Source organism: Candidatus Symbiopectobacterium sp. 'North America' (genome assembly GCF_015762685.1).
Taxonomy (GTDB): domain Bacteria; phylum Pseudomonadota; class Gammaproteobacteria; order Enterobacterales; family Enterobacteriaceae; genus Symbiopectobacterium.
In genome coordinates this window covers 35,631-60,699 of sequence record NZ_PEHF01000011.1, presented here as the reverse complement: position 1 = coordinate 60,699, position 25,069 = coordinate 35,631, and the positions used below count along the sequence as shown (strand labels likewise).

Annotated in this window: 16 protein-coding genes and 10 pseudogenes; 10 read left to right on the top strand and 16 right to left on the bottom strand. The window is 52.8% G+C overall.

Annotated features, from left to right (window positions below; all coding sequences use genetic code 11):
* Positions 1–229 precede the first annotated feature (229 nt).
* Positions 230–779 (top strand): annotated as a pseudogene (locus CS369_RS02525) (nucleotidyltransferase family protein).
* A gap of 66 nt (positions 780–845) precedes the next feature.
* On the opposite strand, the pseudogene CS369_RS25015 reads toward CS369_RS02525, so the two are convergent.
* Both CS369_RS25015 and CS369_RS25010 read right to left on the bottom strand, forming a co-directional pair.
* A pseudogene (locus CS369_RS25015) lies at positions 846–1,408 on the bottom strand (substrate-binding domain-containing protein).
* Positions 1,409–1,593: 185 nt separating this feature from the next.
* Positions 1,594–1,719, bottom strand: a complete 126-nt coding sequence (locus CS369_RS25010; RefSeq protein WP_374191018.1) for a LysR family transcriptional regulator — start codon at positions 1,717–1,719, stop codon at positions 1,594–1,596.
* A gap of 105 nt (positions 1,720–1,824) precedes the next feature.
* On the opposite strand from CS369_RS25010, the gene eamB reads away from it, so the two are divergent.
* Positions 1,825–2,400: a cysteine/O-acetylserine transporter gene (gene eamB / locus CS369_RS02515; RefSeq protein ID WP_196905862.1), complete on the top strand. Its 576-nt coding sequence runs from the start codon at positions 1,825–1,827 to the stop codon at positions 2,398–2,400.
* Between the two features lie 162 nt (positions 2,401–2,562).
* On the opposite strand, the gene CS369_RS02510 is transcribed toward eamB, so the two are convergent.
* Together CS369_RS02510 and CS369_RS02505 are read right to left on the bottom strand one after the other, a co-directional pair.
* On the bottom strand, positions 2,563–3,483 hold the full coding sequence (locus CS369_RS02510; protein WP_196905861.1) for a helix-turn-helix domain-containing GNAT family N-acetyltransferase: 921 nt from the start codon (positions 3,481–3,483) through the stop codon (positions 2,563–2,565).
* 192 nt (positions 3,484–3,675) lie between these two features.
* Entirely contained in the window at positions 3,676–4,578 is a 903-nt protein-coding gene (locus CS369_RS02505; RefSeq protein WP_196905860.1) for a LysR family transcriptional regulator, read from the bottom strand.
* Positions 4,579–4,849: 271 nt separating this feature from the next.
* Here CS369_RS02505 and CS369_RS02500 point away from each other — a divergent pair, with 271 nt between their 5' ends.
* Entirely contained in the window at positions 4,850–5,515 is a 666-nt protein-coding gene (locus CS369_RS02500) for a type 1 glutamine amidotransferase domain-containing protein (RefSeq protein ID WP_244664727.1), read from the top strand.
* 106 nt (positions 5,516–5,621) lie between these two features.
* Here the strand turns inward: CS369_RS02500 and CS369_RS02495 are convergent.
* The 3 genes and pseudogenes from CS369_RS02495 to CS369_RS24375 all read right to left on the bottom strand — a co-directional run bounded on the left by CS369_RS02495 (position 5,622) and on the right by CS369_RS24375 (position 7,300).
* Positions 5,622–6,026: pseudogene (locus CS369_RS02495) on the bottom strand (nuclear transport factor 2 family protein).
* 102 nt (positions 6,027–6,128) lie between these two features.
* Complete coding sequence (locus tag CS369_RS02490) at positions 6,129–6,677, bottom strand: ABC transporter ATP-binding protein (protein ID WP_196905859.1); 549 nt, start codon at positions 6,675–6,677, stop codon at positions 6,129–6,131.
* On the bottom strand, positions 6,641–7,300 hold the full coding sequence (locus CS369_RS24375) for an ABC transporter substrate-binding protein (protein WP_196905858.1): 660 nt from the start codon (positions 7,298–7,300) through the stop codon (positions 6,641–6,643). The genes CS369_RS02490 and CS369_RS24375 overlap by 37 nt, the downstream gene beginning before the upstream one ends.
* 220 nt (positions 7,301–7,520) lie before the next feature.
* Between CS369_RS24375 and CS369_RS02480 the strand changes: the two genes are divergently transcribed.
* The 4 genes and pseudogenes from CS369_RS02480 (at position 7,521) to CS369_RS02465 (ending at position 11,389) form a co-directional block, all read left to right on the top strand.
* Positions 7,521–8,279, top strand: a complete 759-nt coding sequence (locus CS369_RS02480) for a VOC family protein (protein WP_196905857.1) — start codon at positions 7,521–7,523, stop codon at positions 8,277–8,279.
* A 46-nt stretch (positions 8,280–8,325) separates the two neighbouring features.
* Positions 8,326–9,147: pseudogene (gene proC / locus CS369_RS02475) on the top strand (pyrroline-5-carboxylate reductase).
* Between the two features lie 25 nt (positions 9,148–9,172).
* Entirely contained in the window at positions 9,173–9,973 is an 801-nt protein-coding gene (locus CS369_RS02470; protein ID WP_196905856.1) for a pyrroline-5-carboxylate reductase, read from the top strand.
* Between the two features lie 162 nt (positions 9,974–10,135).
* Positions 10,136–11,389: pseudogene (locus tag CS369_RS02465) on the top strand (MFS transporter).
* Between the two features lie 55 nt (positions 11,390–11,444).
* Here CS369_RS02465 and yjiA read toward each other — a convergent pair.
* The 4 genes and pseudogenes from yjiA to CS369_RS02445 all read right to left on the bottom strand — a co-directional run bounded on the left by yjiA (position 11,445) and on the right by CS369_RS02445 (position 15,672).
* A pseudogene (gene yjiA / locus CS369_RS02460) lies at positions 11,445–12,404 on the bottom strand (GTPase).
* A 45-nt stretch (positions 12,405–12,449) separates the two neighbouring features.
* Complete coding sequence (locus tag CS369_RS02455; RefSeq protein ID WP_195313178.1) at positions 12,450–12,653, bottom strand: YbdD/YjiX family protein; 204 nt, start codon at positions 12,651–12,653, stop codon at positions 12,450–12,452.
* 124 nt (positions 12,654–12,777) lie between these two features.
* Positions 12,778–14,240, bottom strand: a pseudogene (locus tag CS369_RS02450) (carbon starvation CstA family protein); the annotation flags it as partial.
* Between the two features lie 514 nt (positions 14,241–14,754).
* Complete coding sequence (locus CS369_RS02445; protein WP_196905855.1) at positions 14,755–15,672, bottom strand: EamA family transporter; 918 nt, start codon at positions 15,670–15,672, stop codon at positions 14,755–14,757.
* Positions 15,673–15,961: 289 nt separating this feature from the next.
* Here CS369_RS02445 and CS369_RS02440 point away from each other — a divergent pair, with 289 nt between their 5' ends.
* Positions 15,962–16,756: an SDR family NAD(P)-dependent oxidoreductase gene (locus CS369_RS02440; RefSeq protein ID WP_196905854.1), complete on the top strand. Its 795-nt coding sequence runs from the start codon at positions 15,962–15,964 to the stop codon at positions 16,754–16,756.
* A gap of 32 nt (positions 16,757–16,788) precedes the next feature.
* Here the strand turns inward: CS369_RS02440 and CS369_RS02435 are convergent.
* From CS369_RS02435 to dppA, 5 genes and pseudogenes are all read right to left on the bottom strand, one after another.
* Positions 16,789–17,650, bottom strand: a pseudogene (locus CS369_RS02435) (dipeptide ABC transporter ATP-binding protein).
* Positions 17,651–17,658: 8 nt separating this feature from the next.
* Positions 17,659–18,631: pseudogene (dppD, locus tag CS369_RS02430) on the bottom strand (dipeptide ABC transporter ATP-binding protein).
* Between the two features lie 13 nt (positions 18,632–18,644).
* Positions 18,645–19,460: an ABC transporter permease subunit gene (locus CS369_RS02425; protein WP_196905853.1), complete on the bottom strand. Its 816-nt coding sequence runs from the start codon at positions 19,458–19,460 to the stop codon at positions 18,645–18,647.
* 14 nt (positions 19,461–19,474) lie between these two features.
* The gene (locus CS369_RS02420) at positions 19,475–20,209 is read right to left on the bottom strand and encodes a hypothetical protein (protein ID WP_196905852.1); all 735 of its coding nucleotides are present in this window, start codon (positions 20,207–20,209) and stop codon (positions 19,475–19,477) included.
* 75 nt (positions 20,210–20,284) lie between these two features.
* Positions 20,285–21,890: pseudogene (gene dppA, locus CS369_RS02415) on the bottom strand (dipeptide ABC transporter periplasmic-binding protein DppA).
* 1,016 nt (positions 21,891–22,906) lie between these two features.
* On the opposite strand from dppA, the gene CS369_RS02410 reads away from it, so the two are divergent.
* Together CS369_RS02410 and CS369_RS02405 are read left to right on the top strand one after the other, a co-directional pair.
* Positions 22,907–24,292, top strand: coding sequence for a 2-hydroxycarboxylate transporter family protein (locus CS369_RS02410; RefSeq protein ID WP_196905851.1), 1,386 nt, complete (start codon positions 22,907–22,909; stop codon positions 24,290–24,292).
* Positions 24,293–24,626: 334 nt separating this feature from the next.
* Positions 24,627–25,010, top strand: a complete 384-nt coding sequence (locus tag CS369_RS02405) for a VOC family protein (RefSeq protein WP_196905850.1) — start codon at positions 24,627–24,629, stop codon at positions 25,008–25,010.
* Positions 25,011–25,069 lie beyond the last annotated feature (59 nt).

Genomic DNA, 25,069 nt, shown 5'->3' with positions numbered 1-25,069 from the left:
TTCCATTACGGCAGGTTAAACATGGGGTTATGAGTCTCCCACCATGATCGGGGAAGACCCATATAAAACAGTATAAATAGACGAGCAGCTCAAAACAACCACTGTATGAGATGAATTATTTTTTGCTGATTTACACCCTATGATGCAAGATACGTCCACTCTTGGCACCAAAAGGTCGGATTGATGGGTTCCACGCTAAGATAACAATGAGGTCACGACAGAGAAAATGATGAAGTATCAGGAGGTATTGCAACGATTATTATTAAACGACCCAATAAGAATGAAGGCTCTGTACGCCGCGCGGGCGTTAACACTGCGTGATGGCTGGATCGGTGCGGGATGCAGTGTGGGATCACCGGCACGGATATGGGCAAAGGCCGGTCTCTGGTGATGTGGATGTTGTCTGGTTCGATGCCGAACGCGATGATCCGGCTTACGATCGCGACCTGGAAGAGAAACTGGGTCAACAAACGCCTGAGTTCAACTGGTCAGTGAAGAATCAAGCCAGAATGCATCAACGTAACGGTAATGACCCCTATCACTCAACAGAAAATGCGCTGCTGTATTGGCCTGAGACCGCAACGGCTGTCGCAGCCAGAGTGGGAGATAACAATATTATTGAGATTCTTGCGCCCTATGGGCTCGATGATCTGTTTGAACTGCGTCTGCGACCGACGCCGCCTTTTGAGCATGAAAAGTTAGATATTTTCAGGCAACGCGTCGTTGCAAAACGGTGGATGGAGCGTTATCCCCTGTTGCAGCTGATCGTTCCCGCATAATCACAACAGGTGAATGCGGAATTATCATTATTTTCTCATTACTTATTGACGGTTGAGGCCGATCTTTTAATCCAGACACTGGTGCATGCAGTCAATGAACATGTTCATCGCGGGGCTCACCGTTCTGCCTGCATGATATGCACAAAGCGCAGTAATCGATGGCGGAGTCTCGGAAAATGGCAGCTCCTGCAACTCGCCCGAAGCCAGTTCCCGCAACACACTGAAACGTGGCAAAACGAAATCCCCAGATTGCTGGCCACACATTGCTTTATGCTCTCAATGCTCCAGAGTTCAATGGTGCTCTCAAACGTTATCTTTCTCTCGCGAAGCGCAGACTCAAAAATTTGTCTGAACACACACTGAGGCTCATTGATAATGAAACTGACCGGAATATGCTGCTCCCTTTGCGTAAAATCGACGTGCTGAAGCTGCGGGGATGCAACAAGCACCAGTTCCTGCTGCCCGAAGTATTCCATGTGCAGCGCATCATCATTCCCGACGCGATAAAAAACGCCCAGATCCGTATGGTCAGCCAGCAGAGAATCACGAATGACATAGCAGTTGACCGACTTAAGCGACAGACGAACTTTTGGCGCTTTTTCCCTGAATAACCTGAGAACGTCCGGCATTTTATAGGCCAGAAGCGTTTCCCCTACATGATCCGCAAATCCCCGGCGATATCTTCCTCACGGGAAGATATCTGACGGATCCCGTCCAATACACGCGTCAGTTCCCTCCCCCTTGGCAGCAGTAATTTCCCAGCAGGTGTTAATACCATACGGCGACCCGCTTTCTCAAAAACCGGGTACGCCAGTTACTGTTCTAACTGCTGGATCTGAAAAGTAATGGTCGATTGGGTACAGCACAGTTTCCGGGCGGCTTGTGCAAAAGAGCCTTCCTCAACAACCGTTTTGAAGGTAATGAAGCGACGCAGATCCATACGGCCCCCAAACATATCGAAATATTGAAAATATGATATTGAAAAAATTCGCTTTTTTGAATGTTTCTGGGCGGATAATATGCGGCAGGACTAAGGAGAACACAAGTGACATCAACCATTATCAGTGGGTTTTTAACCTACACATTGATTACCGCATTGACCCCCGGCCCCAACAATATTCTGGCACTTAGCTCGGTAAATCAGTATGGCCTGCGCCGTAGTATTCGCGTTTTGATGGGCATGAGCGCGGGGTTTCTGGTGCTTATGCTTGCCTGCGGCGCGTTTACCTTTACGCTGATTAGCCTTCTTCCTTCATTAACCGGATGGCTGGTTTGGATCGGTGCGGGATATATCCTCTGGCTGGCATGGCGTATTGCTTCCCGTTCGCCAACCACATCAAACGGCAGCGGGCACCCGCTCAGTTTTTGGCTGCAATTTGCCAACGTTAAGATCATTCTTTACGGTATCACCGCCTTGTCTGCATTCGTTTTACCCTATACACAGGATATTTTTTGGGTAACGGCGGTCAGCATCCTTTTGGCGGTGATTGGCTGTGTGGGAAATTTGGTCTGGGCGCTGGCGGGGCATCTGTTTAAGTCGCTTTTCCGCAGGCATGGTCAGGTGGTCAATCTGGTGCTGGCCTTGTTGCTGGTTTACTGTGCCGCCCGGATGTTTTTCTGACGCATTCTGAATTGCCCAGAACCTTACGGTCTGTCCCACATACATTACATGTGGGCTCTGCCACTTCTGGCTTAAACCGAGTCACGTCCATGACCTTAATGGGCGATACAGCGCGGAATCAGTTCGCCTCATCCCGCAGCCTATAGCAGATATGTTGCCCGGTCACAGCGTCCTCAGCATGCAGATGCAGCAGCTGTTATGGCCGGTATTGCCCAGCCTTTCTGGGAGATGACGAAACCCGAAAGCTTCATAGAGTCGAACGGCATCCTTCAGTTCGTCGAGAGTTTCGAGATAGCAGGCGCGGTACCCCATGTCAGCGGCCTGCTCAATGATAAAGGCAATCATACGCCTGCCCATCCCCATGCCTTTAACGTCACTGCTAAAATAGAGCTTCTGCATTTCACACGTCCCTTCCTCACCGGCAAGCGGAGCGATTCCAGCGCCTCCGACAATGTCGCCGTTAGCCTCCGCAACCCAGTATCCGGTGCCGGGCTGGCTATACACCTCGCTTAACCGCCCAAGCTCGGGATCGTGGAGGCTGACCCCCTCTAGATGATCTATTTTATTTTCCCGAAAGCTATTGCGGATGATCGCAGCGATAGCCGCATTGTCTCTGGCCTCAATGGGCCGGAATCGCATTCCGGCTTCACGCTGGCAGCGAGCATTGCGCAAGCTGCCAGATAATCGCGTGATAGTTTCCAAAAATTCCGCGACCTCTTCCTCTGCGGATGAAGCAAGGGCTTCCTCAGTGAACCGGTCAGCATTCTCTTCCAGAAATAAGAGCCGCTGCTTTCCGGTTTCGCTCAACCGGAAGGTTGACGCTCTACCATCCTGATCGTCATGTTCCCTCAGCAGATACCCTGTCTCCATCAGGCTTCGAAGCGCACGGCTCATGCTGGCCTTTTCAACGCAGAGTCTTGTAGCCAGCTCGGTTGCGCCGAAAGGTTTACTGTTCAATTCAATCAGAATGTGACTCTGAAGGGGGGATAACTCCGTTCCGCTGCTTTTACGGCTGAGCATACCCAGCTCTCTGACCATTTCGCGCAAGGCTGCACGGAACTGACGTACTTCATTTTTTTTCATAGATGTGGCCAGCCTTGAATGACTATGGCAGATGATACACAAACTAGTTAACGCCGTTAACCAATTTGTGTATCATGGCTGAACATTCACACACAGGTGATGGGTTATGAAGCATCCAAAATATCATAACAAGGTTCTTCGCCGCATCGTTGCAGTGACTACCGTAACGTTGCTATCGGGCTATGTGGTCATTCAGTTTTTTATTATTTTTGAACATACGTCGATAAAAGCACGCAATTTAGGTTGATTTCTTGAGGCCTTCGAAAAATAGAGGAAGAGACCGTCATGTCCGGGGGAAAAGTCGAGAGGCGCAGCTTCAAGCGTGCCGTTTGCCAGTTCGTGTGAGGTATGAAACGTCGATGAATAGATTAACCCCATGCCCTTAACGGCGAGGCTGCGCATCAACTCACCGTCATTGACAGTAATTAATCCCGTTGGCTCAATTCTTATAAGCTCTTTATTATTGATAAACTCCCAGAGGTAGATATCCCCTTTTTCAGGGCGGCGAAAGCGAATACATTCATGCAGCGCCAAATCGCTGATGACGTTTGGTTTTCCATGCTTACTGAAATACTCAGGCGATCCAAAAACGGCCCACTTAAACGGCGGAGAAAGCCGTATCGCAATCATATCTTGTTCAATATACGAACCGATCATAATACCGGCATCATAACCCTCTGAAATAAAATTTTCGTGGCGATTGCTCACCGTAATATCAATATTCAGGTTTGGCCATGCCTGACGGAAGGCGAGTAACAGGGGTTCTATCACATGAGGAATGGCAAGGCGTTCAACAATCAGTTTCAACGTCCCTGAGGGCTTTTGTGATGATTGCGCGATATCCTCAAAACTGGAGGTAATCGCTTGTGCAGCGGGTTGTATTCGTTCAAGCAACTGCTGACCGGGCTCGGTGAGCGACATCTTGCGTGTGGTACGATGGAAAAGCAGCACACCAAGACGCTGTTCCAACTGCTGGAGAGCCAGGCTCACGGCCCCCGGCGTCATCCCTAAATCGAGAGCGGCTTTACGCACACTGAGTCGCTTTGCGATGGCCAGGAATTCCGCCAGGCCGTCAAAGCTGTCGGTCTTTCTCATATAACCCTCTAACCGTACCGTTGTCGATTCACTGTAGATTACCTAATTTATCCATCGTAACGAGAAAAGATTACATCGTTTTTTTAAACACCATGTCCTTTTTGTACCGTCTTTTTACCCCCCTTCCTTTCAGATAGAGTCAGCCATACCCCACTTACTGAAGAGGTTTGCTATGTCGATGTCCAAATTCTGCGCAAGCGTTAGCGCCGCCCTATTCCTACTTGTAACGTAATCCTTCGCTTTTGCGCAAAGTCATCAGAAGGCGGATAAGGTGCTTATTGTGGTATCAAGTCTCGATAAAAAAACACCGTCACTGGTGGGGGGATTTTGGTTTCCGGAATTAACGCACCCGGTTGAAGTCTTTGATAAAGCTGAGGTGGATTACGATATTGCCAGCCCCAAAGGTGGGCTACCGCCTTTTGATGGATTCGATCTGAAAGATCGGGCGACGCTTGATTTCTGGACCAGTGCAGAACACCGTAACAAGTTAGCCAACACCCTCTCACTTGATAACGTTGAGCCTGAAAAATACGCCGCGATCCTGCTTGTCGGCGGGCATGGCCCAATGTGGGATTTTGTGAATAATCGCCAGTTAATTAACCTGGTAAAAACCCTGTATGAAAGCAAAAAAATTATCAGCGCAGTCTGTCACGGCCCGGCCGGGTTGCTCAATGTGAAACTCAGCAATGGTGACCTATTAATCAAGGGTCGTCATATTACCGGGTTTACCGCTGAAGAAGAGGCGTCTCGTCACTATGACAAGATTGTTCCGTTTGGGCTTGAAGCGGCGTTGAAAAAGGATGGTGCGATTTTCGAGGAAGCCCCTATTTTTGAAAATAAAGTGGTCGTTGATGGGCGACTGATCACTGGGCAAAATCCGGCATATGCGAAAGCACTGGGCGAGGCTGTCGTCAGCGCGCTGCAAAACAAAGCGTGATAAGCCATTCAGATATGCGTCAGGCGTCATTGCCTGATGCATTATCTTTCGGCAATACCGGGATACGAAAGCAGCGGTACTACCAGTAGTGATTCAAGCAACCGCTTTAGACGATTTCCGCATTCAATAGATCGGTACCGTAAAAGTTGTCGATGGTGCACAGCCAACGGTTATCGCTTTCCTGGCGAAAGACATAGGTAGCACGACGCGTTGTCTCTAGCGTACCGCCTTGTCCGTCGGGGAAACGAAGCAATGTTTCCATAATAACCAGCGCATTTCCGCCACCTTCAATCACCTGCATCTCTCCTTGTTTCACGACAAGTTGATCCTGAAAGTAATCAGAGATGGCAATAAAGGCTTTCCTGATATTCTATTTTCCTTTAACGATCATGCCTGGCTTCACCACCAGAGCGGCGTCTTCAGAATAGTTATCCATCAGTGAGTCAAAATCTCTCTTGGAGATTGCCACATCACAGGATTCAACGATGTGGCGTAACGGATGTGAGTGCATGCAAATTTATCACTGCTAAGTGACTGTCTGTGTTTACTATATCACCGAGTCACCCGCTGATCAGATCCGGTTATTCATCTCAGCGCATGGGTATTATGACTATCAAGCCGCCGACACCTGCCACTCACGCCCCGGAATCGCCTCCAACAGTTGCCGGGTATAGGCATGCTGCGGCTGCTGATACACCTGATAGGTCGGCCCTTGCTCCACAATCTTGCCGAATTTCATCACGATAATGCGATCGCACACTTGCGCTGCCACGCGCAGATCGTGGGTGATAAAAATCAGCGACAAGCCCAGGTGTTGCCGTAAATTCGCTAGCAGCGCCAGCACCTGCGCTTGCACAGAGACATCTAACGCCGATACTGGTTCATCGGCCACCAGGATCTTCGGTTCCACCGCCAGTGCGCGCGGCACACCGCGAATCAGCAGTCCTTTGGCAGCGATCTCGCCCACCGTTTGGCGCGGGTTCAGTGAGGCAAACGGGTCCTGAAACACCATCTGAATATCCCGACTCTGTTCACGCAGCGCGCGAGATTTCAGTCGGGCCAGATCGTGTCCGTCAAAGTGAATTTCGCCGGAATCCGGCTGATATAACCGCACGATGTAGCGCGTCAGCGTCGATTTACCGGAGCCGCGTTCGTACTGCATAAACTTGAACGGGCCGGTGCCGATAGGCGCCGTGTTGGCCGGGTTCTCCAGCACGTTGGTGTTTTCGTACACGTGCGTGGCACCACATAACCGAGATCCGCCAAGGCGCGCAGCACCAAGCCAATCGGCATCGGGCGTGAATAGTTGAACACCACGGTGTGGTCATCCGGCGCGTCTACGGTTTCCAGATACTGTTGCACGGCGGTGCCGTAGTTCAGGTGTTTTTTCCACAATTCCAGCGCATTGTACTGCACGTCGCTGGCGGTGAACGGCTTGCCGTCATGCCATTTAACGCCCTGCCGCAGCGTAAAGGTGATGCGTTTGCCGTCCGGCGAGGTTTGCCACCCGGTTGCCAACTGCGGCACCACGTTGCCCAGTGCATCCAGATCCACCAGGGATTCAATAATCTTGCTGGTGACGATGTATACCCCGGTCGATGCGCGCAGCGCCGAGTTAAGAATACGTTGCTCAGAAGCCAAATGAACGCTAAGCGTACCCCCTTTCACCGGGGTGCCCGCTGCCGTCGCCCCCGTTCCCTGCGCGGCAGATAAATAAGACGTAAAGGGCAGGGTTGCCGTCACGGCGGCAGTCGAAAGCAATAAGCGTCTGTGGGTAATATTCATGAATCGTCACTCGAATTAATAGGAGAATAGCGCAGAGCATAAAGTCAGTAATAATTATTACGTAAATGGTGTTTCGTCATATCGAAATAGGAAATTGGCATATATCATTTTTTGCATCGCTATATTCATTTTTCAGAAAAGCAAAGATAAAAAATCACTACCTAACGCTAGTTAATCTCTTTTTAATACTCGAATACTGTTTTTATTTGGTGAGAAAATAATGGCTACATTACGCTGGGATCATGCCGTACATTATGTCAACCATCTGGATGACGCGATTGCTACGTTTACCGATAACCAGTTGGTTGCTTTTCCCGGTGGCGCGCACCCCGGTTGGGGCACCCACAATGCGCTCAGTTATTTTGGCCTGACCTACCTCGAATTCCTGAGCATTCGTGATGCACAGGAACTGGAACAGGCGCAAGATTTTCTGCTGTCTCAGGATGCAAAACGCCTGCTCCCGCAACAACAGGTACTCTACCGCGTGGCATTGCGCAGCGACGATATTGATGCCACCCATCAGGCATTGCTGGAGCAGGGGTTAACGCTGTCGCCGATTGTGGAGGGCAAACGCCATGACAAGCAGGGTAATCTGATCGAGTGGCGCATCTTCACCATCAGCGGTGATTTGCAGGGTGTGCCTTATCCCTTTGTCCTGCAATGGAAAACCAATGACGCTGCCCGCCTCGATTTCCTGCGTACCAACAACATCGACAGACCGCATCCGGTGGGTCAGGCTCTCCTTCAGGCGGCGGTCTTCACGGTGCAGCATCCAGAGCAGGTGGCACAGCATTGGCAACGATTATTCCAGTTCTCCGCCAGTGAACACACACCGACCACCCTGTATATTGGTGAACAACAACTTACTTTCCAACCGGGTGAAGAGAACCGTCTAACGGCATTGCAAATCGCCACGGATAATGACGCCGTTAAAGGAACGTCGGTGATTCTGGGCGGCGGCGAATATCAATTTGTTTAATATTCACGCATCCGATTAAATGATTATCACATTAAAAAACAGCACCATGAATAAGAAAATTGGTTTTATTGGCTGCGGTAATATGGGCCGCTCCATTCTGTTAGGGTTAATTTCCAGCCACGTGGTTTCACCGCAACAGATTATTGCTTACGACATCATTTCTGATATTACCGCTGGGCTTGCCAGCCAACACGGAATTATTGCCGCAACCAGCAATGCCGATCTGGCGCTTCAGGCAGATATTATTTTTCTGGTAGTGAAACCGGATGTGGTGAATCGCGCGCTGCACGACATTGCCGATTTGCTTAACCCCAATCAGGTTCTGGTTTCGATCGCCGCCGGTATCTCGCTTGAGGCAATCGGTACCGTGGTAGGCGCGGAGCGCAAGGTGGTACGCGTCATGCCGAACACCCCGGTGCTGGTGCGTGAAGCCATCTGTTCCGTGACACCCAACGCACAGGTGACCGCCGAATAGCTGGAACAGGTCAACACGTTGATCGGCAGCATTGGTCGTTACGAACAAGTGCCAGAATACCTGATCCACGCCGTCACGGGCGTCGGCGGTTCGGCCCCTGCCTTTGTGTTTATCCTGATTGAGGCGATGGCCGATGCCGCAGTTGCCGGCGGCCTGACGCGCAAACAGGCGTATCAGTTTGCTGCACAAACCGTGTTGGGCTCCGCCAAGCTGGTGCTGGAAAGTGGGCTGCATCCCGGAGCGTTGAAAGACAACGTCTGCTCCCCCGGCGGTACCACCATTGAAGGCGTCGCGGTATTGGAAGACAAAGGCTTCCGCGCGGCCATTTATCAGGCAGTGCGCGCCAGCACCTCGAAGTCAGTGCGCCTGTCGCAAGACACCAAACCGGCCTGATGTTCATTCGATCGAGAGAAAAGCTATGGCACACATTCATTTTATTGGTGCGGGGCAAATGGCAGAAGCCATTATCCGCGCCGCACGGGTCAATCCGGCGCTGACGGATGCGCAGTTCAGCATTGAAGATATCGATGCCGAACGCGTCGCCACCCTGACTCACACCTATGCGCTGCCCGCTCAAACGCCGGATAGCGCGTTGGCACACGCAGACCTGGTGGTGATTGCCGTTCGCCCGCAGGATGATATTCCTGCCGTGGCGCAGCGCATTAACCAGCTTGCTTCAGCGCACAGCACGGTTATCTCCATTGTGGCCGGTGTTACGCTGGCACAGTTGACGGCACTGTTGGGTGAAACGCGCGCCATCGCCCACGTGATCCCGAATACCCTGACGGACACTGGCTACGGCTATAGCGGTGTGACGCTGAATCAACATGCTCAGGCCGAAAAGCTCGATGGGTTCTTCACCGAGTTCGGCAAAGTGCTGTATCTGGAAGAGCGTTTGATCGATGTCTTCACCGGTTTTGGAGTGGCCGGGCCAAACTATATTTACTACTTTATCGAATCGCTGACCGATGCCGGCGTGTTGGCAGGGCTGCTGCGACCGCTGGCAACCAAAGTGGTGCAGGAAAATCTGCTAGGCGCAGTGGAAATGCTGCGCCTGAGCGGAAAGCATCCACGCCAACTGCTGGATATCAATAACTCGCCCGCTGGTGTAGGTATGCACGGTTTGTATGAACTGAACAACAGCGATTTTGCTGCCGGACTCCAGCGCAGCGTGCTGGCGGCCGTGAAACGCACCACCGCGCTGGCGAATTCTCGTTAAACCATCATCGTGCCGGTCGAGCGCATACCGTGCGCAATGCGCTCGACCAGCACGAAAATACCTTGCCTGCGCCAAGCCATGGATGGTAAGAAAAATAACGTCACTCCCCCCTAAACCCCGTCAACGGGGAATAGTCGTATTGGATTAACACCGCGATTCACCATGGCTTTGTTTGCCTCACCGGGCGCAGACTCGCTGCTGCGTCAACGTTCTTTCGTTGCATTTTGGCTGGCCCGCACCGCGTCTATGTTTGGTTTTCAGATGCTTAACATCGTGGTGAGCTGGCAAATCTACTCTGTCACCGGCCGCGCGTTCGATCTGGGCCTGATTGGTCTGGCGCAGTTTTTACCTTCTGTACTGCTGGCTCTGCCCGCTGGGCATATCGCCGATCAGTTTGACCGTCGACGTATCGTGTTAATCGGCCAGTTCGTGGAGTGGTTCGCCATCGGGCTGTTGGCGATACTGGTTTTTACCCAGCCGCCGGATGAGTTAACCATTCTTGGACTGGTGCTGCTCATCGCCATCGCCAAAACCCTGGAAACCCCGGCATTGCTTTCCATGCTGCCTGCGTTGGTGCGACCCAACATGCTGGCGCGCGCCATGGCGGCAAACTCGGCGGCGGGACAAGCCGCCATGATGGTTGGCCCGGCGCTGGGCGGCCTGCTGTACGTGGCGGGCGCAGGCACGGTGTATCTCGCCGCCGCGCTGCTGTATCTGATCTCCATGTTGATGGTCAGCCGACTGCGCTATGTGCAAGAGCCAGTGCGGCGCGCTCCAGCCAGTTTCGCCACACTGTTTGCTGGAGTGCGCTTTATCCGTGCCAGACCGGATGTGTTGGGCGTGATTTCTCTCGATCTGTTTGCCGTATTGCTTGGCGGAGCGACGGCGCTGTTGCCCATCTTTGGCAAGGATATCCTGCACACCGGCCCGTGGGGGCTGGGGCTGCTGCGCGGCGCGCCCGCCGTTGGGGCACTGCTGATGGGCTTTTGACTCGCCCGGCATGTGATGGAACGTAACGTAGGCAAGATTATGTTCGCCTCCGTGGCCGGTTTTGGTGTCGCGGCGCAGGTGTTTGCGCTGTCCACTCAACTGTGGCTGTCGTTACTGGCGCTGTTTGCCCTCGGGGCATTTGACATGGTAAGCATGGTGATTCGTGGCTCGCTGGTGCAGCTTGATACCCCAGACGACATGCGCGGTCGCGTGAGTGCGGTCAATTCCATTTTTATTAATACGTCGAATCAACTGGGCGAGTTTGAATCCGGTCTGCTGGCAGCGTGGTTGGGTGTGGTGCCCGCAGCGGTGCTCGGCGGCATTGGCACGCTGTTGGTGGTGGCACTGTGGATGAAATGGTTCCCGTCACTGCGCCAGCGTCAGCGGTTGCATAACGAACCTGCGCAGGAGGCCAGTGCGGCCTAGCGTATTCAACACCCCGCCTCTCGCGAGCAGTGGAGAGGCGAATGTTGATGATAAGTCACATCAGATGGGCAAAACCGTCACGGATTTCCTGCTCGGGCAAGTCCTGCCCGATAAAGACCATGATGCAGCCGCGCTTTTCGTCTGGCAGCCACTCTCTGTCCCAATCCGCGCTGTACAGACGCTGCACGCCCTGAAACAGCAGACGACGATCGTCACCGTTGATGGCCAGTATGCATTTGTAACGCAGCAGGTTATCAGCGTAACTGAGCAAGAAGCCTTCCATTACGTCAGACAGCGCTGCGAAATCCACCGCGTGATCCAGTTCCACCACGATAGACTCTACGTTGTTTCTGCTGCGGTGCCACGAAACGGAACAGCGGCGCTTTTACTGTCAGTTTGTCGTTAAGCATAAAGCCATCGACGTTGAACAGCAGGCTAAGATCGATCTCGCCGTTGACCACGGTGTAAATCGGTGCGCGCGCGTTGATATGCTGTAAACGCTGTAGCAGCGCGTCATCCTGACCTGCCACGTCGGTTTTGGTCAGCAAGATGCGATCGGCGTAACCAATTTGCGATTGGGCGATAGTGAACTGATCGAGCTGTTGCTGCGCGTGCACCGCATCCACCAACGTGATGATGCCATCCAGAATAAAGCGTTTTAAAATCAGCTTGTTAGAGAAAAGGTTTGGGTGATCGGGACGGGGTCGGCCATGCCAGTGCACTCAATCACGACGTGATCAAAATCCAGCGGGCCTTTATCGATACCGTCCACCAGGTCGAGCAGCGCATCCGCCAGTTCATTGGCGCGGGTGCAGCAGATACAACCGTTACTGAGCGTGGTAATGGTGCTGGCACGTTCGCCAATCAGCGCATCATCTATCGGCACTTCGCCGAACTCATTCTCAATGACGGCAATTTTATAACCATGGTCGGCATTGAGAATATGCCGGAGTAGGGTGGTTTTTCCTGCCCCAAGAAACCCGGACAGAATGGTGACATGAATTGGCTGCGTCATCGCGGCTCCTGATAATAATGCGTTTTCTTCCTGTGCTGGACGAGGTTAACAGCAGCGCATGCCGCCTTTGCCATCACCACCGTAGCGAGCCTGTTGCCGCTCACGGAAGAACTCTTCGTAGGTCATCGGTGGTTGATCGGGATGGTTGGTCTGCATGTGCTGAACATAGGTTTCATAGTCCGGAATCCCAATCAGCATGCGCGCTGCCTGTCCCAGATACTTTCCCGCTTTGCCAAGGTTGCCAAACATAGCTGGTCTCCTAAAAAACTACCCCGTATATATCTTATACGGTGTATGGCGACTCGTCATCTTTACCGCCACACTCTGCGGCGGTAAAGATGCGGGTATTCGCGTATTAGTGACCTTTAGAGATCTTCACGCCGCCCAACGGGTCGACCACGCCTTGATACAGCAGGTAGCCCCATAGACCGACACAGCCCGCCGTACCGATGATACCCGCTACCAGTGAATCGGTTTTCTTCAGGAACGGAACGAAGTTACCCAACAGGTCTTGCAGCATGAAGCGACCAGAACGGGTGCCTGCGTCCAGTGCTGTCAGGATAAACAACGCTTCGAACAGGATACAGAAGTGATACCAGAAGCCCATGTTGGCACCAGGAATAATCTGGTGGAACACGTGTGCAATACCGACTGCCAGTGTCGGTGCACCGCCTGCGCGGTTCAGCACGTAAGGTTCGCCGATATCTTTCGCCGTTTGCATGATCTGCTCAGGAGAGATAACGAAGCCCCAGGAGCTAACGGTCGCTGCGGCGTGCGCAGAGACTTCTTGCAGTTGCGCCATGATCATCGGCGCATCCGCCGTACCCAACTGGTGCAGGTTAGGCATGGTGATGCCCAACGCCGCCGGCGGGGTGTTCATGGCAAAGTAGAGGCCAGGTTCAATGATGGACGCGGCCACCAGCGCCATGACCGCGACAAAGGATTCCATCAGCATTGCGCCGTAACCGATAAAGCGCGCAGCAGTTTCGGGGTAGTACCGGAAGCAATCAGGGCATGGAAACCAGACACGGCACCACACGCGATGGTGATAAACAGGAACGGGAACAGGGTGCCTTTCCATACCGGACCGGTGCCGTCAACGAACTGCGTTACCGCAGGCATTTTCAGATCCGGGTCCAGGATCACGATACCGATACCGATAACGGACACTTCCGCTACGCGGCCTGGGCGCAGGTAACGCATGTAGATGCCCATAAACAGCGCGATCGGTACCGTAGAACATACAGTGAACACGCCCCACGGGCTTTCTGCCAGCGCTTTCACCACGATCAACGCCAACACCGCCAGGATGATGATCATGATCAGGAAGCAGCCGAACAGCACGATGGTGTCTGGAACCGGACCCAGCTCTTTCTTGACGATCTCACCCAGTGACGCACCGTTACGACGAACGGAAAGGAACAGTACCATGAAATCCTGCACGGCACCGGCCAGCACCACACCCGCCAGCAGTCACAGCGTGCCCGGCAGGTAGCCTACTTGCGCCGCCAATACCGGCCCTACCAGCGTGCCTGCGCCTGCGATAGTCGCAAAGTGGTGACCGAACAGAACGTTGCGGTTGGTGGGCACATAGTTCAGGCCATCGTTGTTAACCACCGCAGGTGTTGCGCGGGTCGGGTCCAACTGCATGACTTTCTGTGCAATATAGAGACTGTAGTAGCGATAGGACACCAGATAGACGGACACGGAAGCGACGATAATCCACAGTGCGCTCACGTGTTCGCCACGGCGCAGTGCAACCACGCCAAGGCAAGATGCCCCGATGACGGCAAGCATCATCCAGGGAATGTGTTTGAGTATGATACTGCTTTTCATAAGACATCCTTCAGGCAAATTAAGTCTTAATGGTCTGTTTTTTAATCTTTATCGAACAATATCGAGCATCCACCACGCCGTTGGCGTCCATGTTGGACAAGGCAGGAATCGTTGACTGTGTGGGGTGTGGTGATGGCGCGACGATACGGGAATACGAGCGAGCGCGCAGAACCAATTTGTATCGACGGTGGCATAGCGTATTAAGCGGTTAGAATTACACGCTAAGCGGTTGGGGAAATGCAGCGTCAGACACACAGAGCCACACTCAATGCACGGGTGGCAACGCTTTTACCTGCAATGCACGAATTTCAATGGTGCGGCGATACGCCTTGAGCAGCGTAGCACTACCAATGCCCAGCGCGGCAAATCTCGGTTTCTGCCTGAGCGCACGGGAGAAAATTGTCCTGCCATATCTAGAACCACAGACATTGCTGCTTTTCGGCAATTTTACGATCGTCCCTCCGATATCGGATTGCAGAAAAGCGGCATAACAACAGGGTGTGATGAGGTTTCGTTAAGATGCGCTGCGCGCCCGCGCCAGCAAAGCAAGACGTCCACCAAACACATTGACCAGCAACCCAACCATGATCAGCAGCGCGCCAGCCACTTGAAGCAGGGTCATGTGTTCGTCAAGAAACAGCGCAGCGCTCAGCATGCCAAACACTGGCACCAACAGCGTCAACGGGGCGACACGCCAGATTTCATAACGCCCGAGCAGACTGCTCCAGATACCAAATCCCATGATGGTGGCAACAAACGCCAGATAGCCCAACGCCAGCACCGTCGTCATATGTATGTTGGTCAGGCTGGCAACGATCGCCTCCTGACCGTCGAACAGCCAGGAGCAGAGAAAGAATGGCCCAATCGGCACCAGCGCACTCCACACCACCAGCGACATCACATTCAATCCCGCACCGTGGCGGCTCATGATGACTTTGTTGCTGATATTACCGAACGCCCAGGAGAGTGCGCCGCCTAACGTCAGCAGCATCGTGAGCAGCGTCAACCCGGTGGTGGTCTGGTTCAGCATGCCGCCTTCTGCCAGTACAAACATGCCCAGCGTAGCGATGGCAATGCCAAGGAAATGGTTCCAACGCAGCGCTTCACCCAGCAGCAGCGCCCCCAGCAACAGGGTGAAAAAGCCCTGCGCTTGCAGCACCAGCGAGGCGATGCCTGCTGGCATGCCGAGTTTTATCGCTAGAAACAGAAAGGCAAACTGGCCGAAACTGATGGTCATGCCATAGGCGATCAGCCAGCGCAGCGGCAAACGCGGGCGCGGCACAAAAAAGACCACAGGCAGCGCCACCAGTGTGAAACGCAGACCTGCCAGCAAAAACGGTGGCATCCCCTGCAACCCGACTTTGATAACCACAAAATTAACGCCCCAGGCAACCACCACGCACAGCGCCAACAACCAATCTTTTACAGACATTTCATTCCCCAGCGGATGAACGACAGCTTCGCTAGCGCTCTTTCATCATCCTAAAATGAAACATCACTCACAAAAACACAAGTAAGCGAATTTTATGGCTACAGCGCCTTGCCCTTGGCTGAGTGGGGGGTTATCAACGTTTTAGCAAAGGTCTTTCGCCTGCGTGGGGATAAAAAAAGAGAACAGAGTGGCCTACAATGGGGAACGGTTTCCGGTTGGCGGCCGGGTTTTTGGTCGTCGCTAACGCCGCGCAAGGCACGGCGTCCATTCCTCGGAGGAAGGTTTCTGTATGAATATTGATCTGTCAGGAAAAACGGCGTTGGTCACCGCGTCCAGCGGCAGCATTGGGTATGCGATTGTGGCAGGGCTGGTGGAAAGTCATGCCGAAGTGATCGTGAATGGCCGCAGCAGTTCGTCGGTTGATGCGACGCTGTCCCGTTTGCAACAGCAGTTCCCGCAGGCCCGTCTTCGCGGTGCCGTGGCCTATATGGGCAGTGCCGAAGGGGTAACAGCACTGCTGGATCAGGTGCCGTTCGTGGATATTCTGGTGAATAACGCCGGTATTTACGGTCCGCGTGATTTCTATGACACCGACGATGCGGTGTGGGAAAACTACTGGCAAACCAACGTAATGTCGGGCGTTCGTCTGTCACGCGCTTTCCTGCCGGGCATGGTGGCGAAACAGTGGGGGCGTGTGGTGTTTATCTCCTCGGAATCCGCACGCAACATTCCTGCCGACATGATCCACTACGGCGTATCGAAAACGGCGCAGTTGGCGCTGGCGCGCGGATTGGCAAAACGGGTTGCCGGCTCTGGCGTAACGGTGAACAGTGTGCTGCCGGGCCCTACGATTTCTGACAGCTTCGCCACCATGATGCAAGATGAAGTGGCACGCACCGGCAAATCCCTTGAGGTGCTGGCGCGGGAATTCGTGATGGCGCATCGCCCCAGTTCAGTTATCCAGCGTGCCGCCAGCGTGGAAGAGGTCGCCAACATGGTGGTCTACATCTGCTCGCAGCAGGCGTCTGCCACCTCGGGCGCGGCGTTGCGCGTCGATGGCGGTGTGGTCGACGATATTCTTTAACGAATAGAACGCGTTTTTCATCTCAAGCGAACTCACCGTGAACCGGCTTCATCCCTGTCGACGGCAAAGCAGGCAATCAGTTGATCGCCATAGGCTTTCAACGACGGCTGGAACTGGACGCAAGTATCAAAACGATGCTGGCAGCGCGCGTTAAACGCACAGCCCGGTGGCGGATTGAGCGGGCTGGGCAGTTCCCCAATCAGCTTGATACGCTCGCGGCGCAACGCCGGGTTCAGGCGCGGTGTCGCTGACAGCAGCGCTTGGGTGTAAGGGTGGCGCGGGTTGTTGAAAATCGCCTCCTTGCTACCCTTCTCCACGCAGCGACCCAAGTACATCACCATCACTTCATCGGCAATCACCACGTCAGGGTCTAGCATCAGGCCACGCGCAATGGCGATACGCTGACGCTGGCCGCCGGAGAACATGTGTGGATAGCGATCGTAATGCTCGGTTTTCAGGCCAACTTTTGCCATCATCGACAGTGCTTTTTCACGGCGCTCTGCCTTGGACAGTTCGGTATTGATCAGCAACGGCTCTTCCAGGATCTGCCCCACCTTCTTGCGCGGGTTGAGCGATCCGTAAGGATTCTGGAACACGATCTGGATCTTCTGGCGACGCAACTTCTGCGCGGCAGGATCCGGTTTCAGCAGATCCTGCCCCTGATAGTAAAGCTCGCCCTCAGATGGGGTTTCGATCATGGTCAGCAAGCGGCCAAGGGTCGATTTACCTCACCCTGATTCCTCCACCACCGCCAGCGTTTTGCCACGCTCCAGGGTGAAGGACACCATCCAGCGCTTTCACCGCGCGTTCAGGGGCAAAGAACCCTTTTTTTACCGGGTAGTGTTTCTTTAAATCGATCGCCTGCAACAGGTAATGCTGCCCGGCGGCATTCATGCTCTGGCTCATGCGACGGGCCTCCTCTCATCACCGAGCGGTGTATGACATTTCACCTGACGGCCCGGAATGTCATGCAATTCGGGCTCTGCTTCACGGCAACGCGCACTGGCGTAGGGACAGCGAGGGTTAAGCAAGCAGTCCAACGGTCGGTCATATTTGCCCGGTACTACGCCCGGCAGCGAGGCCAGACGTGATTTATCAACCGCAAATTCCGGTAACGCACGTAGCAACGCCTGAGTATACGGGTGGCGCGGCGCATGGAAGATATCCGCCGCTTTACCGGATTCCACCACCTGACCGGCATACATCACGATGATGTGGTGGGCCGCTTCCGCCACCAACGCCAAATCGTGGGTGATCAGGATCAGCGCCATGTTTTCCCGCTGCTGCAATTCCAGCAGCAGTTCAATGATCTGCGCCTGAATGGTCACGTCCAGTACGGTAGTCGGTTCATCGGCGATCAGCTGCTCAGGCAATCGCCATTGCGATCATCACGCGTTGGCTCATCCCACCTGACAGTTGGTGCGGATACACGTCTAACCGCGAAGCCGGATCGGGGATGCACACCTGCGTCAGCAAATCGATAGCACGCTGATAGCGCGTTGTGCGATTACCGCCCTGATGCACCTTGATGGCTTCCATAATCTGGTAGCCTACGGTGTAGCAGGGGTTAAGGCTGGTCATCGGGTCCTGAAAGATCATCGCCACTTCGGAGCCGACCAACTGACGCCGTTCTTTTTCCGAAATGCTTTTCAGATCGCGCTGGTTGAACTCCAGCTTGTCTGCCATTACCTTGCTGGGGAAATCAATCAACCCCATGATAGCCAGCGAACTGACCGATTTACCGGAGCCGGATTCGCCGACAATGCCGACCACCTGCCCTTGTTCTACTTGGTAACTGATGCGGTCAACGGCGCGGAACGGGTTATTCCCTTCGCCAAAATGAACCGACAGTTTTTCTACATTGAGTAATGCCATCTCTTCCCCCGGATCACTGCTTGAGTTTGGGGTCGAGAGCGTCACGCAAGCCGTCCCCCATCAAGTTAAACGCCAACACCGCGAGCAGGATCGAAAGGCCAGGGAAGGTCACGACCCACCAGGCACTTTGCGCAAACTGCAACACGTCGGCCAGCATGGTGCCCCACTCCGGCGTTGGCCGCTGTGCGCCCATGCCGAGGAAACCCAATGCGGCCATGTCGAGGATGGCGTTGGAGAAGCCCAATGACGCCTGCACGATGAGCGGTGTCAGACAGTTGGGGAAGATATTGATGAACATTTGACGCATCGCGCCAGCCCCCGCCACGCGGTAAGCGGTAACGTAATCGCGGTTGACCTCAACCAGCACTGCCGCGCGCGTCAGGCGCACATAGTGCGGCAGCGCCACGAAGGTCAGCGTCAGCGACGCATTGACGATGGACGGTCCGAACACCGCCACCAGCACCAGCAAACCAAGAACCACACCCATAATCAGTGACAGCACCACCACCAGACAGCCGACCAGCAGCGACAAGCGTGCGCCGTACATCAGGCGCGAAAGAATATCGCGGCCCACATCGTCGGTGCCAAGCAGAAACTGCCAGCTATCGCCTTCCTGCCATACCGGCGGACGCAGTAGCGCATCGCGGAACTGCTCGGCGGGCGCATGCGATGCCAGCACGTTGGCGCCAATGGCGATAATCAACATCAGCACCACATACACCAGGCCCACCACCGCGCCTTTGTTACGTTTAAAGTAATGCCAGAATTCCTGTAGCGGGGTCATCGGCACGGGCGCATTATCAACAGCCGGTTCAGTGAGTTGAGTCATCTTCGCCTCTCCCCTTATTTCTTGTGTCGAATGCGCGGATTCACCACGCCGTACAACAGATCGACCAGCAGGTTGACCAGAATGATCATAGTCGCCACCAGCAGTACGCCCCCCTGCACCACGGCGGGTAAAATCATGTGCATCACGGCATCGATAAAATCGCCCGGCTCACCGAAGAACAGGGTATCGATCAGCATAAAGCCGGTCAGCGGCAGACTGTCGTCGAGAAACACTGTATCGCTGATACGGCCCGAGACTGGCGTCAGATTGAGGTTGACCGACACCAGAATGATCGACATCATGCCCCACCAGAAAATCGGCATGGAGTAGCCGGTCAGTGCCAGACTGACAGACGTGTGATCGAAAATGGAACCGCGTTTAACCGCTGCCAGCACGCCAACCGGAATACCGACAACCACGGCAAACAGCATCGCGCAGACACCCAGTTCCAAGGTGGCCTTGAAGCGCGGCACAAACTCATCCCACACCGGGATGCGGCTCTTGAGGAAAATACCCAGATCGCCGTGCAGCACACCGTTGATATAGGTGACATATTGCTGCCATAGCGGCTTATCAAGCCCCAGCTCAGCCAGCAGCTGCGCATGGCGCTCAGGAGAAAGGCCGCGTTCGCCTGCCATAATCATCACCGGGTCGCCGGGGATCATGTGCACAAAGGCAAACGTCAGTAGGGTAATACCAATAAACGTTGGGATAACCAGCCCCAAACGCCGGAGTATGAACTGAAACATATCCCGAACTCTCTGTATATAAGTGCCTGACGGCTCATAGGCTGACAGGCATTATCAATGCTCACAGCTAGATTTTTACGGGGTCACGTTATTGAAGCTGTGTACGCCACGCGGCTCGATCACATAACCTTTCACGTTTTTACGGATAGGCTCATAGACCGTGGAATGGGCAACAATCAGTGCAGGAGCCTGATCGTGCATCACAACCTGTGACTGTTTGTACAGATCAATACGTTTCTGGTGATCGGACGTTTCGCGCGCAGGCTGAATCAAGTCTTCAAACGGTTTGTAGCACCACTTGGAGTAGTTAGAGCCTTTTTCTGCTGCGTCACAGCTGAACAGGGTCGCGAAGAAGTTATCCGGATCCCCGTTATCGCCGGTCCATCCCATCAACACCGTCTGATGTTCATCCGCTTTGGCGCGTTTCAGATACTCGCCCCACTCGTAGGTGACAATCTTGGCTTTCACGCCAACTTTGGCCCAGTCAGACTGGATCATTTCCGCCATACGGCGTGCGTTCGGGTTGTACGGACGTTGCACCGGCATCGCCCACAGATCCACGGTGAAGCCATCAGCCATGCCCGCTTCTTTCAGCAATGCTTTGGCTTTTTCCGGATAGTAGGAGTAATCCTTCACGTCATCGTTAAAGCCCCACATGGTCGGTGGGATCAGGTTCTTGGCCGCCTGGCCTGCGCCCTGATACACCGCATCAATGATGGCGCCTTTGTTTACCGCGTAGGTCAGTGCCTGACGCACTTTCACGTTATCCAGCGGTTTTTTCTGCACGTTGAAAGAGAGGTAACCCACGTTCAAGCCGGGTTTTTCCAGCAGCGTGATGTTTTTGTCTTCTTTACATGCGGGACAGATCGGCCGGGTTAGGATACGGCATGATCTGGCACTCATCTTTTTGCAGCTTGGCATAACGCACGGACGCATCCGGCGTGATGGAGAATACCAGGCGATCGATGCCCGGTTTCTTGCCCCAGAAGCCATCAAACGCTTTGTAGAGAATACGTGAGTCTTTCTGGTACTGCTGCAACTGGAACGGACCGGTACCGATCGGGTTCAGGTCGATCTTCTCCGGGGTGCCAGCTTTAAACATGTTGGCATCGTACTCTGCGGACATAATCGACGCAAAGTCCATCGCCAGGTCGGCCAGGAACGGCGCTTCCGGACGGGTCAGCACGAAACGAACGGTATAGTCGTCCATTTTTTCGATTTTGCTGATCAATTCCGGCATGCCCATGCCTTGATAATATTCTTAGCTGCCGCCAGACACTTTATGATACGGATGGTTCGGATCTTGCTGACGCAGGAAGGAGAACAGCACGTCATCCGCATTGAATTCACGCGTCGGCTTAAACTCTTTGCCGTCTTGTCACTTCACGCCTTTACGCAGATGGAAAGTATAGGTTTTGCCATCTTCGCTGATGTCCCATTTTTCTGCCAGGCCCGGCTCAATTTCGGTAGTACCGCTTTTGAATTCAACCAGACGGTTATAAATAGGAATTGAGCTAGCATCAAAGGTGGTGCCGGACGTAAACAGTTGCGGGTTAAAACCTTCAGGAGAACCTTCGGAGCAATAGACCAGGGTTTTTGCCTGGAGACCGGCGGCCACAGACATGGCCAGCAAGCCGAGTCCGATTTTGGGCACCCTTGATTTTGCCAAGGATTTTTCCATTACGTGTACATCCATTGTGGATGTTGTGTGTTGATGAAAGTCAGACCAGGATATTTTTACTCGCCGCTGACAAGAAGCCGTTCTCATCAGCATCGACGCACCGCGTCATGTGGTGGCTGTGGTCTGTACTTTTTTGCCCGAAGGCTATAATTCACTTAATAAGGAGGGAGACGAGGCAGTAATGAGAGTGGCCTGCGGATAGGTTTGCGAACCCGGCATCAGCCTGACAATCCGTTGTCCCCCTTCCAACCCCGTCAATGTGGCAACAGATCACCCTAACGTCAATATAATGGGTGTGGATTTACAAAATCGTTACTTCTTCAACAATAGCATACAATCTGAAAAATTATAAAAAAATTTAAACAAAATCACAAAATTAAATCATTATGCCAGGTAATATTCTTTAAATTTTTGTTAAAGCAGAAAATATCACCATAAAAAAACATGAAACATCTTATGTCAAATGATGAATCAATGAGCAACAAAGCTTGTTAAAAACGTTAATGTCAGGTAAAAATTTCGAAAGAACATAAGAATTAGTGATAACCATCACAGGCATCATTAGCCTGGCGCTAACTAGTTACGTTACATGAAAAAACCTCTCGCGACGGATCTTGGGTAAGCGCCTGCAAACGCACGCCAAACAATGCCGAAATAACCCTACAAATAGTAGTTTTTAAATTACTTTATTTAATTATATTACTGATAGAGTAATTTAATAATTAGTTTTATTATTCACGAATAACACCCTTGAGAATAAAAAATAAATTTAATTACATTAATTTGAGATAAGTTATTTAAAAAAGAGTTATCGCAAGCCTCACAATTACTTGATTTACTCATGAATGTTTTATTATATTTAACATTTAATCATGACAGGTTACTCAGGGATAATATATTCACTGACCCAATCATTCACTTTAAGCACTACCTTACTCTTTGATAGTAAAACACTTAGCTTTCTAACAATAAAAACAACCCGTAAATATATAACCCGTTTACGTGGAGTAAACATAATGAAAAGAACTGAAACCGATGTCCTCTACGAGAGCACGCTCGCTGCCGACTCAACGTCGCAACTGTCGTTCTTCACCCAGTTTTTAAAAACTAAAATTGGTGCCGTACCCGTTGCATTATTTATTGCTATCGCGGCTGTTGTTTTTGCTGCTGAGTATAAAAGCTATCTGCCGAGAAATATGATCGGTGGCTTCGCTGTTATTATGACGCTGGGCTTTTTGCTGGCGCATATTGGCCATACTATTCCGATATTTAAAGATATCGGCGGCCCGGCAATCCTCTGTTTGATGGTGCCCTCTATTCTGGTCTATTTTTATCTGTTTAACGACAACACCATGAAGACTGTGCACCTGCTGATGAAGGAAGCGAACTTTCTCTACTTCGTCATCGCGTGTCTGGTAGTCGGCAGTATTTTAGGCATGAACCGCAAGATCCTGATTCAAGGGATGGTACGCATGTTTGTGCCGCTGGTCATCGGTACCGTCACCGCGGTGGTAAAGGGCCTGCTGGTAGGTAAACTGTGCGGCTACAGCCTGTATAACACCTTCTTCTTTATCATTGTGCCCATTATTGGCGGCGGTATTAGCGAAGGCATTTTACCGTTGTCCTTGGCTTATTCCGCACTGCTAGGTCAGGCGCCGGATGTATATGTGGCGCAACTGGCCCCTGCGGCAGTGGTGGGCAATATTTTCGCCATTTTCTGCGCAGGTATCCTGTCACGCCTCGGCATGCGTGGTAAGGATCTGAACGGCGAAGGGCGTCTGGTGCGCAGTGACGAAGAACAGAACCTGTTCACGGTAAACGACACACCAAAACCGGTGGATTTTCATCTGATGGGTGGCAGCCTGCTGATGATTTGCGCCTTCTTTATCGTCGGTGGCCTGTTTGAGAAGCTGGTACACATTCCTGGCCCGGTACTGATGATCCTGATTGCCGTGTTCTGTAAATACAGCCGCGTTATTCCCACTAGCATGGAAACCGGCGCGCACAGCGTCTATAAATTCGTCTCCAGCTCACTGGTCTGGCCGTTGATGATTGGCTTGGGGATGCTCTATATTCCGCTGGAAAGCGTGGTCGCCGTGGTCGCCGTGGTCGCCGTGGTCGCCGTGGTCGCCGTGGTCGCCGTTGGCTACGTTATCGTATGTGGCTCTGTCGTGCTTTCTATGGCGCTGGTCAGTTTCGTGATTGCACCACGTCTGAACATGTATCCGATTGAAGCCTCCATCGTCACCACCTGCCACAGCGACCTGGGTGGCACCGTAGACGTCGCCATTCTCTCGGAGTCCAACCGTATGTCGCTAATGCCGTTTGCACAAATCGCCACGCGCATCGGTGGTGCCTCTACCGTGATCGGCGCGACGCTGCTGATGGGCTGGTTGCTGTAAGGAAATCCCACTATCCATACCCTAAATAATTCGAGTTGCAGGACAAAACGTTTACGTTTTGAACAGCGCCTGCGCTGGCCTGTAGGGTGAACCTCAGGGATGAGGTTCATTCATCCCGATGAGCTTACTCAAGTAAGTGATTCGGGTGACAAATCTGCCGGGAGCAGATTTGAACGCCGCGTGCGGCGGCCTCGTTAGAGGTGAGACCCAGGGATGGGCCGAATAACGAGCGCAGCCAACGCACCTGCAACTTGAAGTATGACGGGTATAGGCTGCTGACAAAAACTGTCACTGCGCCTGATTAACATGGTGGTCTACTACCAAGGAGACTGCCATGCTATCCGCCGATATTTCAATTCTCTATGTCAGTAACGTAATAAAAAGCGCTGACGCCTACACTGGGCTGTTTGGCATCAACCACGTAGAAAAAAGCCCTACCTTTGCGCTGTTTGTGTTTGAAAATGGCTTCAAGCTCGGTCTATGGTCATGCTACACCGTAGAACCTGACGTCAACCAGATTGCCAACATACCGTCGGGTGAGATTGTGTTTACGGTGCAGGATAAACCAGAGGTTGATGCGCTTTATCAAACCTGGGGGACGCAGCATCAGGTCACCGTAATCCAAAAACCAGCCCAGCTCGACTTTGGTTATTCCTTTGCCGTTCTCGATCCTGATGGACACCGACTCAGGGTCTGTTTTCTTGAAGAGGAAGCATAATAGTTGAACGCAAGCTGAGATAAAACAGGGCCGCGACACGGTGGGGATGCCTCAATCTG

What these genes read in the sequence shown, in the direction of transcription:
- CS369_RS25010 (WP_374191018.1), bottom strand. Translation starts at nt 1,719, where the DNA reads ATGGATCTGCGTCGCTTCATTACCTTCAAAACGGTTGTTGAGGAAGGC.
- CS369_RS02510 (WP_196905861.1), bottom strand. Translation starts at nt 3,483, where the DNA reads ATGAAAAAAAATGAAGTACGTCAGTTCCGTGCAGCCTTGCGCGAAATG.
- CS369_RS02505 (WP_196905860.1), bottom strand. Translation starts at nt 4,578, where the DNA reads ATGAGAAAGACCGACAGCTTTGACGGCCTGGCGGAATTCCTGGCCATC.
- CS369_RS02490 (WP_196905859.1), bottom strand. Translation starts at nt 6,677, where the DNA reads ATGCAGTACGAACGCGGCTCCGGTAAATCGACGCTGACGCGCTACATC.
- CS369_RS24375 (WP_196905858.1), bottom strand. Translation starts at nt 7,300, where the DNA reads ATGAATATTACCCACAGACGCTTATTGCTTTCGACTGCCGCCGTGACG.
- CS369_RS02480 (WP_196905857.1), top strand. Translation starts at nt 7,521, where the DNA reads ATGGCTACATTACGCTGGGATCATGCCGTACATTATGTCAACCATCTG.
- CS369_RS02470 (WP_196905856.1), top strand. Translation starts at nt 9,173, where the DNA reads ATGGCACACATTCATTTTATTGGTGCGGGGCAAATGGCAGAAGCCATT.
- CS369_RS02455 (WP_195313178.1), bottom strand. Translation starts at nt 12,653, where the DNA reads ATGTTTGGCAACCTTGGCAAAGCGGGAAAGTATCTGGGACAGGCAGCG.
- CS369_RS02445 (WP_196905855.1), bottom strand. Translation starts at nt 15,672, where the DNA reads ATGTCTGTAAAAGATTGGTTGTTGGCGCTGTGCGTGGTGGTTGCCTGG.
- CS369_RS02440 (WP_196905854.1), top strand. Translation starts at nt 15,962, where the DNA reads ATGAATATTGATCTGTCAGGAAAAACGGCGTTGGTCACCGCGTCCAGC.
- CS369_RS02425 (WP_196905853.1), bottom strand. Translation starts at nt 19,460, where the DNA reads ATGACTCAACTCACTGAACCGGCTGTTGATAATGCGCCCGTGCCGATG.
- CS369_RS02420 (WP_196905852.1), bottom strand. Translation starts at nt 20,209, where the DNA reads ATGTTTCAGTTCATACTCCGGCGTTTGGGGCTGGTTATCCCAACGTTT.
- CS369_RS02410 (WP_196905851.1), top strand. Translation starts at nt 22,907, where the DNA reads ATGAAAAGAACTGAAACCGATGTCCTCTACGAGAGCACGCTCGCTGCC.
- CS369_RS02405 (WP_196905850.1), top strand. Translation starts at nt 24,627, where the DNA reads ATGCTATCCGCCGATATTTCAATTCTCTATGTCAGTAACGTAATAAAA.